The following is a 21532-nucleotide window of genomic DNA, read 5'->3' on the forward strand; positions in this document are numbered from 1 at the left end:
TCATCCAATATATAAACAATATATCCGATACTTTCAGACGGCCCGTCAGATACAGGCCGTCTGAAATCCATAAAGCACATTTACTATCAAACATTATGTCTTCACTCGTCCTTAAACTCAAACAGACCCAGCAGCTCAACCAGCGGCTGCAGCAGTCTTTGCGCATCTTGCAGATGTCGGGTCTTGAGCTTGAGCGCGAAGTGGAAGACTGGTTGTCAGACAATCCTCTGCTTGAGCGTCCGGAAACCGATGAGTTTGCCGACAGCGGGCTCAACCGTGCCGTCACCATGCCGCGTGCCGGTCAGCAGTTGGGCGGCGACGATGCCGAAGATATTTGGAGCAACATCGCCGAAGAAGAGGATTTCAAACACTATCTGCATGCCCAAGTGTGCGAGCATCCGCTCTCGCAAGTGGAGGCGGCCTATGTTCATGTCTTGATTGATTTTTTGGACGAACAAGGCTACCTCACCGACAGCCTCGAAGAAATCATCGACCACACGCCGTTGGAATGGATGCTGGACGAAGAAGCCCTGCAAAATGCGCTGGATATATTGCAAACCTTTGATCCGCCCGGCGTGGCGGCGGCTGATTTGACCGAGTCGCTCATGCTGCAGCTGATGCGTTTGCCGGCTTCTCCGGCCAGACAAATGGCCGCGCATTTGGTGCAAAGTTCGCTTCAAGATTTGGGCAAAAACCGTAAACAAAACGTTCTGCGTTTCCGCAAACTCTATCCCCAGACCGACAGTGAAACCATAGAAGCCGCGCTCGATATGATTGCCGGGTTGAATCCTTATCCGGCTTACGGCTTCGCTTCTGCCACCCCCACGCCTTATATTCAGCCTGACGTTTGGGTGAGAGAGGGCAAGGACGGCTGGGAAGTCATCAGCAACGAAGCGGCCTGGCCGAAGCTACAGCTCAATCAGGAATATTGCGACCTGATGAAATCGGCGGAAGAGGGCGCGCCGGAGTGGAAGGAAAAAATCAGCGAAGCCAAACAGCGCATTGATTCTTTGGAACTGCGCAAAAGCACAGTCCTCCGCCTTGCCGAGTATATCGTCAAAAATCAGGAAGATTTTTTCATCTTCGGCGAAATCGGCCTGTCACCCATGCTGATGAAAGATGCCGCCGCCGAATTGGGTTTGGCGGAAAGCACCATTTCGCGCGCCGCCAATCAGAAATATTTGTCTTGCCCGCGCGGCCTGTTTGCGTTACGCTATTTCTTCACACAGGCAGTCAATGCCGACAATGAGGGCGAAGGGTTCAGCCAAGGCGCAATCAAAGCTGTCTTGAGTCAGCTGATTGAAAGTGAAGACAGCAGCAAACCTTATTCGGACGAGGCCCTCGTCAAATTATTAAAACAACGCGGCATTGAAATCGCCAGACGTACAGTGGCTAAATATAGAGAATCATTAGACATCCCGCCGGCACACAAACGAAAATTTACCGAGTAGATATATTCCGATCCGTTTTGACGGACTAACCAACCGAAGGAGCTGTATCATGAATCTGAAAATCACCGGTCTGAATTTTGATGTTACCGAAGCCATCAAAAACTACGTTTCCGACAAGTTGGCACGAATCAGCCGCCACGCCGACAACATCATTTCCGTGACCATCACGCTCTCGGTGGAAAAAGTCAGCCAAAAAGCTGAAGCCGATGTCCATCTGGCAGGCAAAGATTTGCACGTTGAAGCGATTGAACAGGATATGTACGCCGCGATTGATGTTTTGATGGACAAACTTGACCGCGCTGTTTTGAAACATAAAGAAAAAAGCGGCGATGTCCGCAGCACTGTCAAACCTGAAGCAGAATAAAGTTTTTGTATGATAAAGGCCGTCTGAATATTCAGACGGCCTTTTGTTTTGCTAGAAGTTGTAGACTGGCAATCTAGTTACTCACTTTTTGACCATTCCATGGTGCCACTTTAAACAGCAGCAACATGCCGGGTATGCCCAGGGCAAAACACAGCCAGTAGAAATTGAAGTAACCCATCGCTTCAATCAGATAGCCTGCCGTTGCATTCATGAATGTACGCGGTACGGCAGATAGGCTTGTAAAAAGGGCTAATTGTGTGGCCGTAAATGCCGTATTGGCTTGTTGCGCCATATACGAGACAAACGCTGCTGTGCCTAAGCCGACGCCGATTGCTTCAGCCGCAATTACAACTGCTAAAAAGATTCGTTCCGATGCACCGACTTGGTCAAAATGTCCGAAGCTTGCCAGCCATGCAAAGCCTAAAATGGTGATCCACTGTACCAAACCGAATAACCACAGAGCACGATTAACCCCAAGTTTGGTGATCCAAATGCCACCGATAACGCCAAAAATTACAGCCGGCCATAAACCTGCGTTTTTTCCAATCAGACCAATATCGGTTTTAGAGAAGCCCATATCGAGATAAAACGGTTGAGCCAAAGCAGTTGCCATGCTGTCGCCCAGTTTATACAGCAAGATGAACGCCAAAATAGTCAAAGCCTGCTTCACACTCTGGCGGGTAAAGAAATCGTGAAATGGTTCGATAACGGTTTCTTTTAAGCCTTTGGTTTCAAGAGTTGAGTGATCTGGCTCGCGTGCTATGAACAAGGTCGCAAGTAAACCTGGGATCATAAACAGGGAAGTAATGATGAAGACGGTTGACCAAGGCAATCTGTCGGCCAAAATCAGACTTAATGAGGCCGGAATTAATGAAGAAATACGGTAGGCATTCACATACAGCGAGTTGCCTAATACCAATTCTTCATCTGACAGTACTTCGCGTCGGAATGCATCAATCACAATATCTTGGCTGGCGGAGAAGAATGCTGTAGCACAAGCTAAGCCTAAGATGATGGATAAATGTTCTTGCGGTCGGACAAATGCATAGGAAGCCAAAAGCAATAGGAGTGCTATTTGGGTAATCAGCATCCAACTGCGCCGTAAACCTAAAAATGGCAGGCGTACGGTGTCCAAAAGAGGGGACCAGATGAATTTCCAAGTGTAGGGGAAACCAATCAATGCAAATAGTCCAATGGTTTTCAAATCAATGTGTTCGCTACGCAGCCATGCTGGAATCAGGCTGTATAGAAAATAAAGCGGCAACCCCGAAGTGAAGCCTGTGAAAATGCAGATCAGCATTTTGCGCGAAAAAATCTTGCGCCAAGTGCTGGGTTGGGGTGCGGTTGTCATAGTGGAATCAATAAAAAAGAAAAGGGATATTGTAGCAAAGATGGGGGATATGGCGAATCAACTTCTGCTATCTTTATTGAATAATAAAAGGCCGTCTGAAACTTTGACAAATTAAGTTTCAGACGGCCTTTTGTTGGAACAACTGGTTTGGCGGGCAACGGAGACTTCAGGACGGAAGAAGGGTTGCTTGGGTGTATTCATAAAATTGAAGTTAAGAAAGTTTCAGACGACCCCTAGAGATCGTTTGAACGATGAGAAATATCAGTGGTAATTTGTGCCGTCAGTGTAGCCGTTTCCTGATTTGTCCACAGCAAAAGCAGAAATCGGACCGATCGTTACTGTCCCTTTAGGCTGAGTTTCTTGGTAATACTCATATGCTGCAACACCCATACCAGTTGCAGCACCAACAGCAGCACCAATTGTGCCACCGACCATAATAGCTGGTCCGGCAGGAATACTGCCAAAAGCTATACCGACACCCAGACCAATACCTGCACCAATTGATCCCCCTATTTATGCACCATTTGCTCCTCCTTGAAGGATTCTCTCTCCTAAGCCTCCTCCATAAATTAGTTCCAGATCCTCAATGGATAGTTCAATCATGTTATTTTTCCTTTTCAAAAAAATTAGATGTAGAATATTGAGTCAATACACCCAATATGGAAAAAATAATAAAAGCATGAATATAAATCATAAAATCAACATTATCTCCTTGGTAGCTTTCATAAATAAAAACGATTGGTATTGATATACAAATTAAAATATACAGGTACTTTGAAATTACCAGTAACTTATACACAAATTTTGATTTCATAGCCTAGTCTTTCATTTGAATAAAATCTACCCTAATCAACTTTCCAACCAACTTCCTAACTTCTTCATGCTTTCCCTGATTGAAGTTAACCAGTAGATTTTTCAACAATATGTATATTATGTTAAATAATAAATGGTAATTGTCACATTCAAATATTAAGGATAACCTACTTTGAAACTATATCGCTTTGATGCGTAATTCTATAAAAAACATTGAATTTTCATGTTTTCTATTTATCCAGTATTTTGGAGTTGATAAGTGAGAGCAAAAAACTTTGGAAATCTACGATTCTCCTTCCAACACCTCATCATTTCTCTAGAGAATTTAGGCAAAGGAGATATTGATAACTCATTTCATTAAATTGAACCAAATGAGAATGATTTATTTTTAAAATCCTTTTAAATTAATGGGTTACATAAAAATTGATAAAATAAAATTGACTATTCTCAATAAAATGAGTAAAATTCATCCGCAAATACAAATTTTTTATTGTGATACATCTATTAACCGCATTGAGAAAAGGAGTTAGTTATGCTAAGTAAGTCAATTACAGCAAAATTAAACGAACAAATTAATCTCGAGTTGTATTCATCAAATGTCTATTTGCAAATGAGTGCATGGTGCCATAAACATGGTTATGAAGGCGCTGCAGCATTTTTACTTCGTCATGCCGATGAAGAATTGGAACATATGCAAAAGTTGTTTACTTATGTGAGCGAAACCAGTGGAATGCCTTTGTTAGGTAAAATTGACGCCCCTAAACACGATTACGCTTCATTAAAAGAAGTTTTTGAAACAACACTTGAACACGAAAAACTAGTGACATCTAAAATTAATGAGTTAGTTGAGAGTACTTTTGCAGAAAAGGATTACTCTACTTTTAACTTCTTACAATGGTATGTAGCTGAACAGCATGAAGAAGAAAAATTATTTAACAGTATTGTTGATAAATTCAAACTTCTTGGTGAAAGTGGTACAGCGCTCTACTACATTGATCGTGAATTAAAAACTTTATAAGAATAGGAGAAATAAAATGTTATCAAATAGCGTGATTAAACTATTAAATGATCAAATGAATTTAGAGTTTTATTCTTCTAACTTATATTTACAAATGAGCGCCTGGTGCGAACAACAAGGTTTCGAAGGAGCTGCAAAATTTTTATCAGAGCATGCGGCTGAGGAAATGCAGCATATGCGTAAACTCTTCACTTATTTAAATGAGACCGGCGCATTGGCTATCATCACACAAATTGATGAACCACCTCATCAATTTTCATCATTGAAACAAGTACTTGAATTAACTTATGAACATGAAAAGTTAATTACCTCTAAAATCAATGAATTAGTTGGTAGAACTTTTGAAGAGAAAGACTACTCTGCCTTTAACTTCTTACAATGGTATGTGGCTGAACAACATGAAGAAGAAAAATTATTCAGTGGAATTTTGGATAAATTAAATCTTCTTGGTGAAGATGGTAAAGGTTTGTTCTTAGTTGATAAAGATTTAGGCGCATTAACAACAAACAACTAATCAAGTCTGATGAAAAAGGCTAAGTCATTATCGATTTAGCCTTTTTTTATATCAAAATCTAGCTACTTTTGTCTAAAAGTGCGGTGCTTTAACGGTTCATTCTTACCGCCGATTAGGTTTTGAAATGCCCGTAAGACAGGCAGATATGCTTGTCTTACGGGCATTTTATTTTCAGACGGCCTTCGATCTTGCGTTGCAACTGCGGTAGAAGGCGATCAGACCGTTGGTGGAGCTGTCGTGTGCAGGCGTGCCGCGTTCGAGTTCGGGTTCGATGGTTTTGGCCAGCTCTTTACCGTATTCCACGCCCCATTGGTCGAAGGGGTTGATACGCCAAATCACGCCTTGAACGAAAGTACGATGTTCGTAAGCAGCCATCAGCATGCCGAGGTTGAAAGGCGTCAGGCTGTCGATGAGCAGGCTGTTGCTCGGACGGTTGCCGGGGAATTCTTTTTGCGGTGCAAGGCGGTTGCGTTCGTCTTGGGGCAGGGCGGCCAATTCGATTTGTACTTCGTTTAAGGTCTTACCTTTCATCAGCGCTTCGGCTTGGGCGAAGGCATTGGCAACGGTAAAGCGGTGTTGGCGGTGGTTGCCGTAGACTGTGGTCATGGGGACGATGAAGTCGACGGGAATCAGACGCGTGCCTTGGTGTAGAAGCTGGAAGTAGGCATGTTGGCAGTTGACGCCTTCATCGCCGAAGACGATGCCGCCGGTGGTGCAGGAAACGGGTTGGCCGTCTGAAGTACGCTGTTTGCCGAGGCTTTCCATATCGAGCTGGTTGAGCCACGGGGTAAAGAGGCGCATGTTGTGGCTGTATGGGACAACGGTTTGTCCGTCTGAATGTTGGAAGTTGTTGTACCAAACATTGATGAGCGCCATCAGGACGGGAATGTTGCGGCGGAATGGCGTTTCGAAGAAGTGGGTATCCATCGCGTGTGCACCGGCAAGCATTTTGCGGAACGCTTTTTCGCCAACGGCAACCATCAGCGGCAGGCCGATGGGCGACCAGACGGAATAGCGGCCGCCAACCCAGTCGGACATGGCGAAGACTTTGTCGGGGGAGATGCCGAAGTTTTGGGCTGCGGCCACATCGGCGGAAATGGCGCAGAAGTGGCGGTAGATGCCGGAATCAGGCAAACCTGCATCTCGATACCAAGTACGCGCAGCGTAGGCATTGAGCAGGGTTTCCGGTGTGCGGAACGATTTGCTGGCAATGCTGAATACGGTGGTTTCGGGGTTGAGGCCGAGAAGGGTTTGGGCCAGGTCGGCATCATCGGAGTTGCTGACAAAGTGGACGCGTATGTTTTGCCAATAAGGCTGCAGCGCCTGTGTGGCCATGCGCGGCCCTAAATCGGAGCCGCCGATACCGATGTGAACCAAGTCGGTAATCGCTTTACCGGTAATGCCTGCGTGCGTGCCGTCTAAAAGTTGGCGTGCGAACTCGAATGCGCGGTTGAGTTCGTGATGAACATTTGGCACGATGTTTTCGCCGTCAACGTAAACAGGTTTGGCATTGGCAGGCAGGCGCAGGGCGGTGTGGAGGACGGCGCGGTGTTCGCTGGTGTTGATTTTTTCACCGCTGTTCATGGCCTGCATATATTGTGGCAAATCGGCTGCTTCGGCGAGTTGGCACAATAAGTCAAGGGTGTTTTCATCTAGGCGGTTTTTACTGTAATCAAATAACAAACCGTGCAGAATTTCGTGCATATTGTTGAAACGTTCGGCATCTGCGGCGAAGCGTTCGCGCAGGGTAACGTGTTGAGTACCGGCATGATGGGTTTCCAAGGCCTGCCATGCGTCTGAGTATGCGGACATTTCGTTTCCTTAGTATGTAACGGTAAACAAGCAGGGTATCTATTTTCTGCTTTTTGTAGTTGTTTGTAGTTTAACAAATTTGGACAACTTTTGGGAGGTGGGAGGGTCGGTTTTGTTTAAGAAATGTATGCGAAATGCAATGAAAACGGTTGATTATCATCAAGTTTCTGTAAAAAAGGGGGTATGACACCGATGTCTGCTGTGTTATCCTATGTAACATTATTGAAATCTTGTCGGGACAGGTCCGTAAGATGGCTACAATTTATGATGTCGCTGCTTATGCCGGGGTATCTCCCAAGACGGTCAGCCGGGTGATTAACGGCGATGCGTCGGTCAGTGATAAAACCCGTTCTAAAGTAGAAACAGCGATTGCTGCTTTGGGCTATATTCCGTCTTCTGCGGCGAGGATTATGCGGTCACACCGTTCTGGCTTGATCGGTCTGATTACCGGCGCCATTTCGCGGACAGGCGAGAATACGGGCGGACACGGCATACCGGATATGTTCTTGATTAAGGGCATTCAGCAGCGGATTCGCGCACAAGGCAAGATTTTGATGATTGCCGACATCGACAACAAGCCGGGTCAGCCCGGTCAGATGGAGCCACTGATCCGTACCTTTATGGAGCATCGTGCCGAGGGGATTTTATATGTGGCAGGTTTCCATCAGGAAGTATTGCTGCCGGAAGTGCTCAACCGTTGCCCGATGGTGTTGGTCAACTGTTTTGATTTGGCAGGTACGCCGTCGGTTTTGCCGGACGACGAAGCAGGGCAGTATGGCTTGGTGCGCCGGATTATCCAAAGCGGACACAAACGGATTGCTTATGTGACTTTGCAGCCGGGCGTGGAAGCGACAAGATTGAGATTGGCCGGATACCGCCGTGCTTTGGCTGATGCGGATATTGTCTTCGATCCTGATTTGGTGCAAACTGGTTATCCTGACTTCAGCAATGACAGCGGATCTTTGATTTCGGCTATTTTGAAACTGTTGTCTTTGCCGCTTCCGCCGACGGTAATTTGCTGCGGTAACGATGAAATGGCAGTACGCGTGTACGGGATTTTGAGGACGCGCGGCATGCGGGTTCCCGAGCAAGTCTCTGTTGCTGGATATGATAACCACAGCGCGATTGCGGAAACGCTGTTTCCGCCGTTGACCAGTACTGAGTTGCCCTATTTGCGCATGGGTGCGATGGCGGCGGATTTGCTGTTCCAATACATCGAACATCCGGCCGGTACGGTTCGGCCCGTCAAGGTCGTTGGGGAAACCATCTGGCGTCAGTCTGTGATGAATAAATAGTTTCAGACGGCCTAAAAATAAGCTTCAAACAACACAAACACACATCAAAACAAGATTATATAAACGGTCAAAATGAAGGCCGTCTGAAAACAGGGTTGCCTCATTGAAAAAGGCGGCCCAATACAATAAGAGCGTCATACTGCTGAAATTGGAGTTTGTTGTTTCCATAGTTTATTATCCAGGAGTAGCCTTCCTATGAAAATCTCCCCACAAGTGGCGATGACACTTCGCCAGATTATGCTGATGAACTTCGGTTTCTTCGGCATTCAATACAGCTTCGGGTTGCAGCAAACTGCGATTAACCCGATTTTCAGCTTTCTTCATGCCGATCCGAGCCAGTTGCCGATTTTGAATATGGCAGGCCCGATTACCGGTTTGCTGGTGCAGCCGATGATTGGTGCGATGAGTGACCGCACTTGGGTGCCTGGATTGGGTCGCCGCCGCCCGTATTTCTTGATTGGCGCCATCGGTTGCAGCCTCTGTCTCTTTATCTATCCGCACGTTACCGCATTGTGGGTAGCTGTATTGTTGCTGTGGCTCTTGGACATCAGTAACAATACTGCAATGGAACCTTTCCGTGCCTTTATTGCCGATACGGTTCCTGAACATCAGCAATCTACCGGTTTCTTGATGCAGTCTGTGTTTACCGGTTTGGGTATTACACTGGCCAACGTTTCCCTCTATATCTTCCAGCAAATCGGTTGGTTGAAACAAACTTCCGAAGCGGGTATCCCGTATTGGGTATTCGGTTCGTTCTATATTGGTGCGGTTTGCTCTATCGGTTCGGTTTTGGTTACCGTTTTATCGACATCCGAACGCGAGCCTAGTCCTGCAGAAATGGCAGCCATTAAAGCTCAGCCGAGCGGTCCGGCTCATGCTGTTAAAGATATTATCGTTGCTGTACGCGAAATGCCGACTGCCCTGAGGCAACTGGCTTTGGTGTATCTCTTCCAATGGTACGCACTCTTTATCTACTGGCAATATATTTCTCACAGTATCGTCCAATCCGTTTGGGATTCGACTGTTGAAAATACCGAAGCGTATAGTCAAGCGGTTGCATGGACCGGTTTGGTAAACGCTTCCTACAACGTTGTAACCTTTATCTCTGCTTTTGGCTTGATGTGGATGGCACGCAAATATGCCGCCAAATATGTTCATGCCTTTGCCGTAACCCTTGCCGCACTGGCCTTGCTTAGCATTCCGCACATCGGTAATAAATACTTAATGTTTGTCCCAATGATTGGTTTCGGTGTCGGTTGGGCAAGTATGATGGGCGTGCCGTTTATGATTGTGGTCGGTTCTATTCCGAAAGAACGTTATGGCGTGTACATGGGTATTGTGAACATGATGATTGTGATTCCAATGCTGATTGAAACCGTATCTTTCGGCTGGGTGTACAAAACCTTCTTGGGTTCAAATCCTGCCAACGCGATGACGTTTGCCGGTGTTTTCCTCGCTATTGCCGCCGCGTTGACCTTAACCATTAAAACTGCGGCCAAACCGGCTACTGCAGAATAACGAAGTTTTGATTTAAAACCAAAATGAAAAGGCCGTCTGAAACATGAAATGGTTTCAGACGGCCTTTTTTGTCGAAACGGATTCCATTTGCTGACCTGATTCGGTAAGCCTTATTGTCGCTGCACTACCGTTCATCACTCAAATTGGCTATGACTACCGATTTTGCTTTACAATATCCTTCTTTAATTTATTTCGTTTTACCATCCTGATGACAGAACACATTTCCGCTCCAAGCCCATCTCCTATCGGCGAAGACTACCTGCTGTTAGGTCAATACGCCGAACGCGCCTATCTCGAATACGCCATGAGCGTGGTTAAAGGTCGCGCGCTGCCTGAAGTTTCAGACGGCCAAAAGCCTGTACAACGACGTATTTTGTTTGCCATGCGCGATATGGGTTTGACGGCGGGGGCGAAGCCGGTGAAATCCGCGCGCGTGGTCGGCGAGATTTTGGGTAAATATCACCCGCACGGCGACAGTTCTGCCTATGAAGCGATGGTTCGCATGGCGCAGGATTTTACCTTGCGCTACCCCTTAATCGACGGCATCGGTAACTTCGGTTCGCGCGACGGCGACGGGGCGGCGGCGATGCGTTATACCGAAGCGCGGCTGACGCCGATTGCGGAATTGTTGTTGTCTGAAATCAATCAGGGGACGGTGGATTTCGTGCCGAACTACGACGGCGCGTTTGACGAGCCGTTGCACCTGCCTGCCCGCCTGCCTATGGTGCTGCTTAACGGTGCGTCAGGTATCGCGGTGGGCATGGCGACCGAAATTCCGTCGCACAATCTGAACGAAGTCACGCAGGCGGCGATTGCGCTGTTGAAGAAGCCGACGCTGGAAACCGCCGACCTGATGCAGTACATCCCTGCGCCCGATTTTGCCGGCGGCGGTCAAATCATCACACCGGCGGACGAATTGCGCCGTATTTACGAAACCGGCAAGGGCAGCGTGCGCGTGCGTGCGCGTTACGAAATTGAGAAGCTGGCGCGCGGACAATGGCGCGTGATTGTGACCGAGCTGCCGCCTAACGCCAATTCCGCCAAAATCCTTGCCGAAATCGAAGAGCAAACCAACCCGAAACCGAAAGCAGGCAAAAAGCAGCTCAACCAAGACCAGCTCAACACCAAAAAGCTGATGCTGGATTTAATCGACCGCGTGCGCGACGAGTCCGACGGCGAACATCCCGTGCGTCTGGTGTTCGAGCCGAAATCCAGCCGCATCGATACGGATACCTTCATCAACACGCTGATGGCGCAAACTTCGCTGGAAGGCAATGTGTCCATGAACTTGGTGATGATGGGGCTGGACAACCGCCCCGCGCAGAAAAACCTGAAAACGATTTTGCAGGAATGGCTGGATTTCCGCGTCGTGACCGTAACACGTCGTCTGAAATTCCGTTTGAACCAAGTGGAAAAACGGCTGCACATCCTTGAAGGTCGTCTGAAAGTCTTTCTGCACATTGACGAAGTGATTAAAGTCATCCGCGAATCAGACGACCCGAAAGCCGATTTGATGGCGGCGTTCGGGCTGACCGAAATCCAAGCCGAAGACATTTTGGAAATCCGCCTGCGCCAGTTGGCGCGTTTGGAAGGGTTTAAACTCGAAAAAGAATTGAACGAATTGCGCGAGGAACAAGGCCGTCTGAATATTCTTTTGGGCGACGAAAACGAAAAACGCAAGCTGATTATCAAAGAGATGCAGGCGGACATGAAGCAGTTCGGCGACGCGCGCCGCACGCTGGTGGAAGAAGCCGGACGCGCAGTGCTGACGCAAACCACCGCCGACGAACCCATCACGCTGATTCTGTCGGAAAAAGGGTGGATACGCAGCCGTGCCGGACACAACCTCGATTTGAGCCAAACTGCCTTCAAAGAAGGCGACCGTCTCAAACAAACCCTTGAAGGCCGAACCGTTTTGCCCGTCGTCATTCTCGACTCATTGGGCAGAACCTACACGCTCGATGCCGCCGAAATCCCCGGCGGACGCGGCGACGGTGTGCCGGTTTCATCCTTAATCGAGCTGCAAAACGGCGCCAAACCTGTCGCCATGCTCACCGGCCAGCCCGAACAGCACTACCTGCTCTCAGGCAGCGGCGGCTACGGCTTTATCACCAAGTTGGCCGATATGGTCGGACGCGTGAAAGCGGGCAAAGTAGTGATGACTGTGGACAGCAGTGAAACCGTCCTGCCGCCCGTTGCCGTCTATGCTTCTTCGCTCATCAATCCCGACTGCAAAATCGTACTGGCCAGCAGCGACCACCGTCTTTTGGCGTTTTCCATCGGCGAGCTCAAAGTCATGCCCAAAGGCCGCGGTTTGCAGCTGATGTCGCTGACCGACGGCGCATCTTTGGAACACGTTATGGTAACGACCTCTCCTGAGTTTACCGTTGTATCGGTCGGCCGGCGCGGCGCCGAGCATCAGGAAAAACTGCGGATTGCCGATATTGACGGCAAGCGCGGTAAAAAAGGCAAAGTATTGGAAATATCAGGCCGTCTGAAAAGTTTGTCTTAAGGCAAAAACCAATATATTCAAATAAATTAAATTTACTACGACATTGCATGAAAATAAAAAAGGTTCACTTATGAACAGAGCCAATCTTCAAGAGCTGGGTAATCTGAGGGAGCGGATTCCCGGCGTCATCAACATCGCTCGAATAGCCATCGTCTTGCCGCTATTGGTTTTGCACGCTTTCGGCAGCTATACGGGCGGCAATTTGATTGGCGTTTCGTTGCCGGCGGTTGAGTTTTATATCTGGGTAACGCTGTATTTCTTCCTGATTATGCTCTCAGTGCTCCGCCCGGGCTGGCAGTGGCAATCCTTGGATTTGCCCAATGCCAGCGCAGTGGTCGACATCACCATGATCATGGTTTTGGTGTATATCTCCGGCGGTACGGCTTCCGGTTTCGGGATTTTGGTTTTGCCGTTTGTCGCCACGTCGTGTCTGCTCAGTTATGGCCATTATCCCATGCTGTACGCAGGCTATACGGCAATGCTGTTTATTTTGAACCTGTTTTTAGACGGCAGTATGCGTTTCGATTCGTTTAATTGGGACGCAAAATCAGTGGCAAATTCTTTAATGCTGATCGGCGCCAGCTATCTGGTGGCGATGCTAACCTCGTTTGCCGCCCGTTATCTCGAACAGGCCACAGAGTCCGCCAGCCGCCATCAATTGGCCTACCGCCGTATCAGCGGCTTGAACCATTTGGTTTTAAACCGCGTACAGGAAGCAGTGGTGGTGATTGATGCAACCCAGCGCGTGTGGCTGTTTAACAAACAGGCAAAAATCTATTTTCCCAGCCTGATTATCGATCAGCAGGAAATCGTGTTCGGCGAACTGGTGGCACGCTGGCAGCGCCAACCCGACAAACCTTTTGAAACCGATATCCATATTTTCCAACACGCCATGCACGTCCGAGCCGTACCGCTGATTCAGGAGCAAACCGAGCTGCTGATGTTGTACGTCCGCTCATTGCGTGAAGTGGCTGCGGAGGCCATGTCCACCAAGCTGACTTCGCTCGGACAGTTGACTGCCAACCTTGCCCACGAAATCCGCAACCCGATGTCCGCCATCCGTCATGCCAGCGATTTGTTGCAAGAGGGTGATGAGGTAGACCCGCTCAAGGCCAAGCTCTACAACATCATCGACAGCAATATCCAACGCATCGACAAGATGTTGGAAGACGTATCCCTGCTTAACAAACGAGACAACATCAGCCGCCAGCCGATTAATCTGATGAAATTCTGGTTGGAGTTCAAGCAGGAATTTACCTTGAACAATCCCGATGCCATCGGCTGTCTGCGTATGAATATGGATGGCAACAACCTGACCGTATTGGTTGACCCCATGCATTTGCAGCAAGTGATGTGGAACTTGTGCAACAATGCTTGGCGACACAGCCGTCAGGACGAAAACGCCATTACCGTCCTTATCCGCTCTAGCGGTAGGATGCATATTTCCATCGTAGTGGCGGACAACGGCAAAGGCGTGCCGCCCGATGTACGAAATCATCTGTTCGAGCCGTTTTACACCACCGAAAAACAAGGCACCGGTTTGGGGCTTTACGTCGCACGCGAGTTGGCACACGCCAATATGGGGCAGCTGCATTATCACCCTGAAATGAACGGGTTTGAATTGATTTTACCGAAGGAGCAAGCGCAGGATGAATAAATTGCAAGAGCCGGTTTTGATTGTCGATGACGAGGCAGACATCCGCGACCTGATGGAAATGACCCTGATGAAAATGGGTCTACGCGTCGATACGGCGGCTGGTGTTGAAGAAGCCAAAGACAAGCTGGACAACAACGATTATTCGCTGGTGTTGACCGATATGCGTATGCCCGACGGCTCCGGCCTCGAGGTGGTCCAATACATTGACGAGTTGATGCTCGACACGCCCGTTGCCGTGATTACGGCTTTCGGCAATGCCGACCAAGCCGTTGAAGCCTTGAAAGCAGGGGCGTTTGACTATCTGCAAAAACCGATTACGCTGTCGCAACTGCGTTCATTGGTGAAATCGGCCGTATCAGTTTCAGACAATACCAACGAACCCACGCCGTCTGAAAAAGTCAAATCTCAGCCTGCGCCTGTTTCTGCCGCCCTGTATAAACCCGAACCCCAGCCGGTCAAGCCTGTTGTTACGCCTCCTAAGAGCGTACAGAGTGAATTTAACCGGCCTTTGACCGTTCCGGAAGGGCTCAATTCCTTAAAAGAGCGGTTTTCAACCGGCAACATCAATCCTGCTTTACAAGAAGAACCTATCCTGAAAGGCGACGACGATATGCCGCGCCTGCTGGGTACTTCGCCGCAAATGGTCGAAGTGCGCCACCTGATTCGCAGATTGGCACGCAGCCTTGTTCCCGTTTATATTTCCGGCGAATCCGGTACCGGTAAAGAGCAGGCGGCACGCACGATTCACGAGCTGTCCGACCGCGCCGACAAACCGTTTATTGCCGTCAACTGCGGCGCGATTCCTGAAAACCTGATGGAAAGCGAATTCTTCGGCTACAAAAAAGGCAGCTTTACCGGCGCGGATCAAGACCGTCTCGGCTTTTTCCAACACGCCGACGGCGGCACACTGTTTCTCGACGAAGTTGCCGATTTACCGCTTGCCATGCAGGTCAAACTCCTGCGCGCCATCCAAGAAAAAGCCGTGCGCCGTATCGGCGATGCGCGGGAAACCTTTGTGGACGTACGCATTATTTGTGCAACCCATAAAAACCTCGAAGCCTTGGTTGAAAGCGGCGCATTCCGCCAGGACTTGTATTACCGCCTCAACGTTGTCTCCCTGCACATGCCGCCTTTACGCGAAATGCGCGAAGACTTGGGCGCGCTGATTCTGTATTTGCTGTACAAACACCGCCACGGCAATCAAACCTACAAACTCAGCCCGAAAGCCCAAGAAGCCCTGCTGCATTACAGCTATCCCGGCAACTTCCGCGAGCTGGAGAATATCCTCGAACGCGCCGTTGCACTGACGGTCGGCCAAGTGATACAAGTGGACGACTTGCAGATTCAAAACGCCCCGCAGGCCAAGGCCGATCGCAGCAGCCTTTCTTTTGACGACATCGCCGAACCTGACGCGCGCGAAACCACGCTCAATCACAGCCCCATTCCGCCGTTTGATCCGCGCACCATGCAGATACAGGATTATCTCGACCAAGTGGAACGCAGCATCATCGAGCAGGCCTTGCAGCAAACCCGTTACAACCGTACCCAAGCCGCCAAACTTTTGGGCATCAGCTTCCGCTCCATGCGCTACCGCATGGAACGCTTGGACATCAATTAAAACGTTCAGACGGCCCAAGTTTTCCAGGCCGTCTGAAACATAAGCCTTATGTACAAGATTTATTTTGACGAAACCGCATCTGCCGAACTTCGCAGCCTTGCCGCGCCTTTTGGGTTGACCATTATCGACCGGCAGCCTGAAGCAGGCAGTTTCCTTATCGCTGACGAAAGCGGCATTAGTTTGTGCCGCGCCGGTGAAAAAGGCCGTGTCCGCGTTGATTTTGATGGCGGTGCCGCCCATTATCGGCGCACTAAAGGCGGCGGCGAGCTGATTGCCAAAGCCGTCAACCATACTGCGCAACCGACTGTCTGGGATGCTACCGGCGGACTGGGGCGCGACAGCTTCGTACTTGCCTCGTTGGGTTTGAATGTACACACTTTTGAACAAAATCCTGCGGTTGCCTGTCTACTTTCAGACGGCCTCAATAGGGCGGGGCAAAGTGAAGAAACACGGGAGATTACCCGGCGAATTACTTTGCACTTTGGCAATGCCGTTGATTTGATGCAGGAATTGGCCGCGAAAAAAGGCAGACCCGATGTAGTGTACCTTGACCCGATGTATCCGGAGCGTCGCAAAACCGCAGCCGTGAAAAAAGAAATGGCTTACTTTCATGACTTGGTCGGCGCGGCACAAGACGAAGCCGAATTGTTGGATGCGGCATTGGATACCGCCAAAAAGCGCATTGTCGTCAAACGCCCGCGCTTGGGCGAATTTCTCGACGGGCGCAAACCTGCTTATCAATACACCGGCAAAAGCACGCGGTTTGACGTTTACCTTCCGACAAGGCCGTCTGAAGACTAGAAGCAAATTTGCAACATATCAAAAGAAGCCGCCGACGTTATCAGCGCGGCGGCAAAGTGTGCTATAAATACCTTTTCCCAAACTTCATTGGAGCAAACAATCATGGAATTAGTATTCATCCGTCACGGACAAAGCGAATGGAACGCGAAAAACCTTTTCACCGGCTGGCGCGATGTCAAGCTGAGCGAGCAAGGTTTGGCAGAAGCCGCAGCAGCAGGTAAAAAGCTGAAAGAGAAAGGCTATGAGTTTGACATCGCCTTTACCTCCGTTCTGACCCGTGCCATCAAAACCTGTAACATCGTTTTGGAAGAATCCGACCAACTGTTTGTTCCACAAATCAAATCATGGCGCTTGAACGAGCGCCACTACGGCCAGCTGCAAGGTATGGATAAAAAACAGACCGCAGAAAAATACGGCGACGAGCAAGTCCACATCTGGCGCCGCAGCTACGACACCCTGCCTCCGCTGCTCGATCCTAAAGACCCTCACTCCGCCCACAACGACCGCCGCTATGCCAACCTGCCTAGCGATGTCGTACCTGATGGCGAAAACCTCAAAGTTACCCTCGAGCGCGTCCTGCCTTTCTGGGAAGACCAAATCGCTCCAGCCATCTTGAGCGGCAAACGTGTATTGGTGGCGGCACACGGCAACTCCCTGCGCGCTTTGGCAAAACACATCGAAGGCATTTCTGACGAAGACATCATGGGCTTGGAAATCCCAACCGGTCAGCCGCTGGTGTACAAATTGGATGAAAACCTGAAAGTAATTGAAAAATTCTACCTGTAAGGTAAAGGGAAAAAAGGACGTGTTGGACACGTCCTTTTTTATCTTTGTCTGTATCGAGGCCGTCTGAAGGCAGTTGATGGCGGGCGATATGAAAAAAGGACGCGTAAAGCGTCCTGTATGGAGATTAAATCCTGTATTACTGGTTTTTCTCGATGATTTCTTTGAGGTGGGGCATAGGGCTGTAACCACTTTGGCTGCGGCCGTTAGGGAAGACCACGGTCGGCGTGCCGTTGAAGCCGAATTGTTCGCCCAATGAAGTGGTTTCCGCAACAGGATTTTCGCAGTTTGCTTTTCCGCTTGGGAGTTTGCCTTTGCGCATCCAGTCGATCCATGCCTGGGTCGGATTAGGTTGACACCACAACAGCTCGGCTTTGCGCGCGGCATCAGGGTGCAGGCTTGGAATCGGCATCATGAAGGTATAAATCGTGATGTCGGTCATTTTTTCAAACTCATGCTCCAAGCGTTTGCAGTACGGGCAGTCCGGATCGGAGAAAACAGCGACTTTCAATTTGCCGTTGCCACGAACTTCTTTGATGGCTTTGTCCAAAGGCAGGGAAGCGAAGTCGATTTTGTTCAAATCGGCAGCGCGTTCTTCAGTCATGCTTTGGCGCGTGTTGACGTTGATGAGGTCGCCAACAAGCATATAGTCGCCTTTGGCATCGGTATAGATGATTTGTTTGCCGCTGACGACAACTTCATAAATGCCTTTAATCGGTGTTTCACTGACGCTCAAAACTTTCAAATCTTGGGCAGCATAGACTTTTTCCAGGCGCGCTTTCAAAGAAGCGGCAACGGATTTGTCGGCGGGCGCTTCCGCTTTGGCAGCAGGTGCAGGCGCTGCGTTGGCGTTGGATACGGCAGGTTGACCGCATGCCAACAAAGGAAGGACGGCAAACGGTGTTAAGATTTTGATTAACTTGGTTTTCATGCGAGAGACTTGCGTGTGTTGAAAATAGGGCATTGTATCAAACCTCCGTCATGTCTGCATTGTACTAAGGCTCAAATTATCGTCTGAAAATAGCTTTCGGCTGTTAAAATACGAAAAAATGATTTGATTGTTTGTATGATCTACCACCACATCGCCGTAAACGTGCCGCTTTCAGACGGCCTTTTGACTTATTCCCATTCCGAGCCGCTTCCTCCGGGAACGCGGGTGCTTGTGCCTTTCCGCAATAAAACCGTTGTCGGGATTGTGTGGGAAACGGATATCGCGCCTAATATGGATACGGCGCGGATTTTGAGTGTTCAGACGGCCTTTATGGAAGAAAAGCCGTTGCCTCAAAGCTGGCGTGATTTGTTGGCGTTTACGTCGCGTTATTACCACTATCCGACGGGGCAGGCAGTATTTGCTGCATTGCCGCAAGGTTTGAAGGAAACGCGCGCGGTGGAAATGCCGCAGCCGCCGTTGTTTTACGCGCTGAACGAAGCGGGCAGGGCGCAAATGCCACCGCCGGCACGGTTCAACAAAAAAGCAGCTTTGTGGGATGCGCTGCTGTCGGGCGGGATGACGATGGTGGCGTTGAAGCAGGTGAACGCGCAGGCGGCGAAATTGATTGAGGATTGGGCGGAACAGGGCTGGATTGAAACAACGGAAGCGGCGAAGTCCGTTTTAGAGTCGTGCCATGGGCAGGCTTCGCACTCTGAATTTGTGTTGAATGCCGACCAGCAGAAGGCTTCCGATGAAATTCAGACGGCCTTTGGTAAATTTCAGCCGTTTCTGCTGTACGGCATCACCGGCAGCGGCAAGACTGAGGTGTATTTTGATGCGATGGCGAAAGTGTTGGCGCAGGGGCGGCAGGTGTTGTTTCTGTTGCCTGAAATCAACCTCACGCCGCAGCTTTTGAAGCGGGTGGAAAACCGTTTTGCCGACGTGCCGACCGCCGTGTTGCACAGCCAGATGGCTGCAGGCAAGCGCACGCAGGATTATTTGCGCGCGATGTTGGGGCAGGCGAAGCTGGTGATCGGCACGCGGCTGGCGGTGTTCACGCCGATGGATGATGTCGGGCTGATTGTGGTCGATGAGGAACACGACGGCTCGTTCAAACAAGACAACGAATTGCGCTACCACGCCCGCGATTTGGCGGTGTGGCGGGCGAAGCAGAGCGGCTGTCCCGTCGTGTTGGGCAGTGCCACGCCCAGCTTGGAGAGTTGGCACAAGGCGCAAAGCGGCGCGTACCGCCTGCTGCAACTGACCGAGCGCGCCCATGCTTCCGCGCAACTGCCGCAAGTGGAAATCCTCAACGTAGGCCGTCTGAAACTCGACAACGGCTTCTCGCCGCAAGCCTTGCAGCTTTTAAAACAGAACTTTGAAGCGGGCGGCATGTCGCTGGTGTACCTTAACCGGCGCGGCTTCGCGCCCGCGCTGTTTTGCGGCGACTGCGGCCATACCTTCGGCTGCCCGAACTGTTCCGCCAAAATGGTGCTGCACCAACGCGCCCGCCAACTGCGCTGCCACCACTGCGATCACCGCGAACCCATCCCGTACAAATGCCCCGACTGCGGCAACCAAGACCTGACCGCTGTCGGACACGGCACACAGCGCGTCGAAGAAACACTGCGCGCCTTCCTGCCCAAGGCCGCCGTCGTCCGCGTCGATAGGGACAGTACGGCGCACAAAAACGACTGGGCGGATTTGTACCGCCGCATCGCCAACGACAAAATCGACATTCTGGTCGGTACGCAGATGCTCGCCAAAGGCCATGATTTCGCGCGGCTCAACCTCGTGATCGTGTTGAACGCCGACGGCAGCTTGTATAGCGCGGATTTTCGCGCGCCGGAAAGGCTGTTCGCCGAGCTGATGCAAGTGTCCGGCAGGGCGGGGCGCGCCGACAAACCCGGCAAGGTGTTGATACAGACCCAACTGCCCGAACATCCCGTATTCGCCGCCGTCAAAGCGCAGGACTACGCCGTGTTTGCCGAAAACGAATTGAACGAGCGGCAAATGTTCGCCATGCCGCCTTTCGGTTTTCAGACGGCCGTCCGTGCCGATGCGCCGCGCGTTGCCGATGCGATGGAATTTCTCAACGCCGCCAAAGAAACCCTCGCCCCACTTTTGCCTGAAAGCGTCTCCCAGTTTGGCGCCGCTCCCATGCTGATGGTACGTCTTGCCGAACGCGAACGTGCGCAAATTTTCCTCGAATCGACATCCCGACAGGATTTGCACCGCGCCGTGAGTTTGTGGGTGCAGGTGTTGCAGCAAAACCGCGACGGTAAAATCAGATGGTCCGTGGACGTTGATGTGCAAGAGGCTTGATTGAAATGGCTCAATCAATAAGGAAATAAAAGGCCGTCTGAAAATCTGTTTTCAGACGGCCTTAAGTTTTTGAATCGGTTTAGAAGAATTTTGCAGCTATATAGCCGAGTGCAAGCAGGCTCAAAACGGCGAATACAATAGCCATTGTAAGCAGAAACTGTGTTTTCTTCCTCGCTGCAAGTGCGGCCAGCTCAGGATTTTGGCCTAACTCTTCGCGTAATTGGGATTCCAATTCGGCACGGATTTTTTTACGCAGTTTTTTCTCTTCCTGCTCACGTTCATATTTGAGCTTATGGGCAATTTCGGTTTGTTTTTTATGCTCGAAAGAGATTTTTTCCTGCCATTCAATGCGCTTGCGCTGGATGGCCAGCTCATTTTTTTCTGTCAAATCAAAGTGGCAGGTTTTACATTCCTGTGCGTCGAGTTCGTCGATAATCGTCATGCAGACTGGGCATTGGATAGGGTCGGGAGTGTTGACTGCCAACACGGGTTCTTCTTCGACCGCTTCCAACTCCATAGCCTGACGGACGATCACGTCCAAACCCAAATAGCTGAAGTAATGCTGCGCATTTTCGCGCTCGTCTTGGGTACATTTTTCGGCCACAATGGCTTGCGGACGCTCGGCCAAGGCTTGAATCAGGCTCTCGACTTCGTTTTCAGGCAGGTTGTCATACAGGCAGGCATGGATGCGCTCCCTATCCGTGTTCGGCGGATAGGAAACGTATACGTCGAAAAATTTTTCTTGTTTGCTCATTGATATCCCATGAGT

The 21532-nt window shown here is 49.9% G+C and carries 17 protein-coding genes; 12 read left to right on the plus strand and 5 right to left on the minus strand.

The features are described from left to right. Window positions 1-95 precede the first annotated feature (95 nt). Both rpoN and raiA read left to right on the plus strand, forming a co-directional pair. On the plus strand, window positions 96-1451 hold the full coding sequence (rpoN, locus tag HMPREF3022_RS10780; RefSeq protein ID WP_070765645.1) for an RNA polymerase factor sigma-54: 1356 nt from the start codon (window positions 96-98) through the stop codon (window positions 1449-1451). 49 nt (window positions 1452-1500) lie between these two features. Beyond that, the gene (gene raiA, locus HMPREF3022_RS10785; RefSeq protein WP_003748344.1) at window positions 1501-1815 is read left to right on the plus strand and encodes a ribosome hibernation-promoting factor, HPF/YfiA family; all 315 of its coding nucleotides are present in this window, start codon (window positions 1501-1503) and stop codon (window positions 1813-1815) included. Window positions 1816-1888: 73 nt separating this feature from the next. Here raiA and HMPREF3022_RS10790 read toward each other — a convergent pair whose 3' ends face one another. Together HMPREF3022_RS10790 and HMPREF3022_RS11930 are read right to left on the minus strand one after the other, a co-directional pair. Next, complete coding sequence (locus HMPREF3022_RS10790; RefSeq protein WP_283119078.1) at window positions 1889-3166, minus strand: AmpG family muropeptide MFS transporter; 1278 nt, start codon at window positions 3164-3166, stop codon at window positions 1889-1891. Window positions 3167-3427: 261 nt separating this feature from the next. Then, window positions 3428-3601: a hypothetical protein gene (locus HMPREF3022_RS11930; RefSeq protein WP_225905495.1), complete on the minus strand. Its 174-nt coding sequence runs from the start codon at window positions 3599-3601 to the stop codon at window positions 3428-3430. Window positions 3602-4511: 910 nt separating this feature from the next. Here HMPREF3022_RS11930 and ftnA (HMPREF3022_RS10810) point away from each other — a divergent pair. Together ftnA (HMPREF3022_RS10810) and ftnA (HMPREF3022_RS10815) are read left to right on the plus strand one after the other, a co-directional pair. Continuing rightward, window positions 4512-4997, plus strand: a complete 486-nt coding sequence (ftnA, locus tag HMPREF3022_RS10810; protein ID WP_003686837.1) for a non-heme ferritin — start codon at window positions 4512-4514, stop codon at window positions 4995-4997. A gap of 16 nt (window positions 4998-5013) precedes the next feature. After that, window positions 5014-5511 (plus strand): non-heme ferritin, encoded by a 498-nt coding sequence (gene ftnA / locus HMPREF3022_RS10815; protein ID WP_003686798.1) that lies wholly within the window; start codon window positions 5014-5016, stop codon window positions 5509-5511. 171 nt (window positions 5512-5682) lie between these two features. Here ftnA (HMPREF3022_RS10815) and pgi read toward each other — a convergent pair whose 3' ends face one another. Further along, complete coding sequence (gene pgi / locus HMPREF3022_RS10820) at window positions 5683-7323, minus strand: glucose-6-phosphate isomerase (protein ID WP_070765648.1); 1641 nt, start codon at window positions 7321-7323, stop codon at window positions 5683-5685. Between the two features lie 251 nt (window positions 7324-7574). Here pgi and HMPREF3022_RS10825 point away from each other — a divergent pair, with 251 nt between their 5' ends. From HMPREF3022_RS10825 to HMPREF3022_RS10855, 7 genes are all read left to right on the plus strand, one after another. Further along, window positions 7575-8618: a LacI family DNA-binding transcriptional regulator gene (locus tag HMPREF3022_RS10825; RefSeq protein ID WP_070765649.1), complete on the plus strand. Its 1044-nt coding sequence runs from the start codon at window positions 7575-7577 to the stop codon at window positions 8616-8618. 195 nt (window positions 8619-8813) lie between these two features. After that, window positions 8814-10136 (plus strand): MFS transporter, encoded by a 1323-nt coding sequence (locus tag HMPREF3022_RS10830; protein WP_070765650.1) that lies wholly within the window; start codon window positions 8814-8816, stop codon window positions 10134-10136. Between the two features lie 208 nt (window positions 10137-10344). Continuing rightward, entirely contained in the window at window positions 10345-12648 is a 2304-nt protein-coding gene (gene parC / locus HMPREF3022_RS10835; protein WP_070765651.1) for a DNA topoisomerase IV subunit A, read from the plus strand. Between the two features lie 70 nt (window positions 12649-12718). Beyond that, window positions 12719-14305 (plus strand): two-component system sensor histidine kinase NtrB, encoded by a 1587-nt coding sequence (locus HMPREF3022_RS10840; protein ID WP_070765652.1) that lies wholly within the window; start codon window positions 12719-12721, stop codon window positions 14303-14305. After that, window positions 14298-15923 carry a sigma-54-dependent transcriptional regulator gene (locus HMPREF3022_RS10845; protein ID WP_049348773.1) on the plus strand — a complete coding sequence of 542 codons (1626 nt, stop codon included), beginning with the start codon at window positions 14298-14300 and terminating at the stop codon, window positions 15921-15923. Before HMPREF3022_RS10840 ends, HMPREF3022_RS10845 begins: the two co-directional genes overlap by 8 nt. Window positions 15924-15971: 48 nt before the next feature. Continuing rightward, window positions 15972-16724 (plus strand): class I SAM-dependent methyltransferase, encoded by a 753-nt coding sequence (locus HMPREF3022_RS10850; protein ID WP_070765653.1) that lies wholly within the window; start codon window positions 15972-15974, stop codon window positions 16722-16724. A gap of 102 nt (window positions 16725-16826) precedes the next feature. Continuing rightward, entirely contained in the window at window positions 16827-17510 is a 684-nt protein-coding gene (locus HMPREF3022_RS10855; RefSeq protein WP_003679823.1) for a 2,3-diphosphoglycerate-dependent phosphoglycerate mutase, read from the plus strand. A 136-nt stretch (window positions 17511-17646) separates the two neighbouring features. Here the strand turns inward: HMPREF3022_RS10855 and HMPREF3022_RS10860 are convergent, their stop codons facing one another. Beyond that, window positions 17647-18438 (minus strand): DsbC family protein, encoded by a 792-nt coding sequence (locus HMPREF3022_RS10860; protein WP_004518838.1) that lies wholly within the window; start codon window positions 18436-18438, stop codon window positions 17647-17649. A 135-nt stretch (window positions 18439-18573) separates the two neighbouring features. Between HMPREF3022_RS10860 and HMPREF3022_RS10865 the strand changes: the two genes are divergently transcribed. Further along, window positions 18574-20763, plus strand: coding sequence for a primosomal protein N' (locus HMPREF3022_RS10865; protein WP_070765654.1), 2190 nt, complete (start codon window positions 18574-18576; stop codon window positions 20761-20763). Window positions 20764-20842: 79 nt separating this feature from the next. Here HMPREF3022_RS10865 and HMPREF3022_RS10870 read toward each other — a convergent pair whose 3' ends face one another. Further along, the gene (locus HMPREF3022_RS10870) at window positions 20843-21517 is read right to left on the minus strand and encodes a hypothetical protein (protein ID WP_004518836.1); all 675 of its coding nucleotides are present in this window, start codon (window positions 21515-21517) and stop codon (window positions 20843-20845) included. Window positions 21518-21532 lie beyond the last annotated feature (15 nt).

The organism is Neisseria sp. HMSC065C04, assembly GCF_001815375.1.
GTDB classification, from domain to species: Bacteria; Pseudomonadota; Gammaproteobacteria; order Burkholderiales; family Neisseriaceae; genus Neisseria; species Neisseria flavescens_D.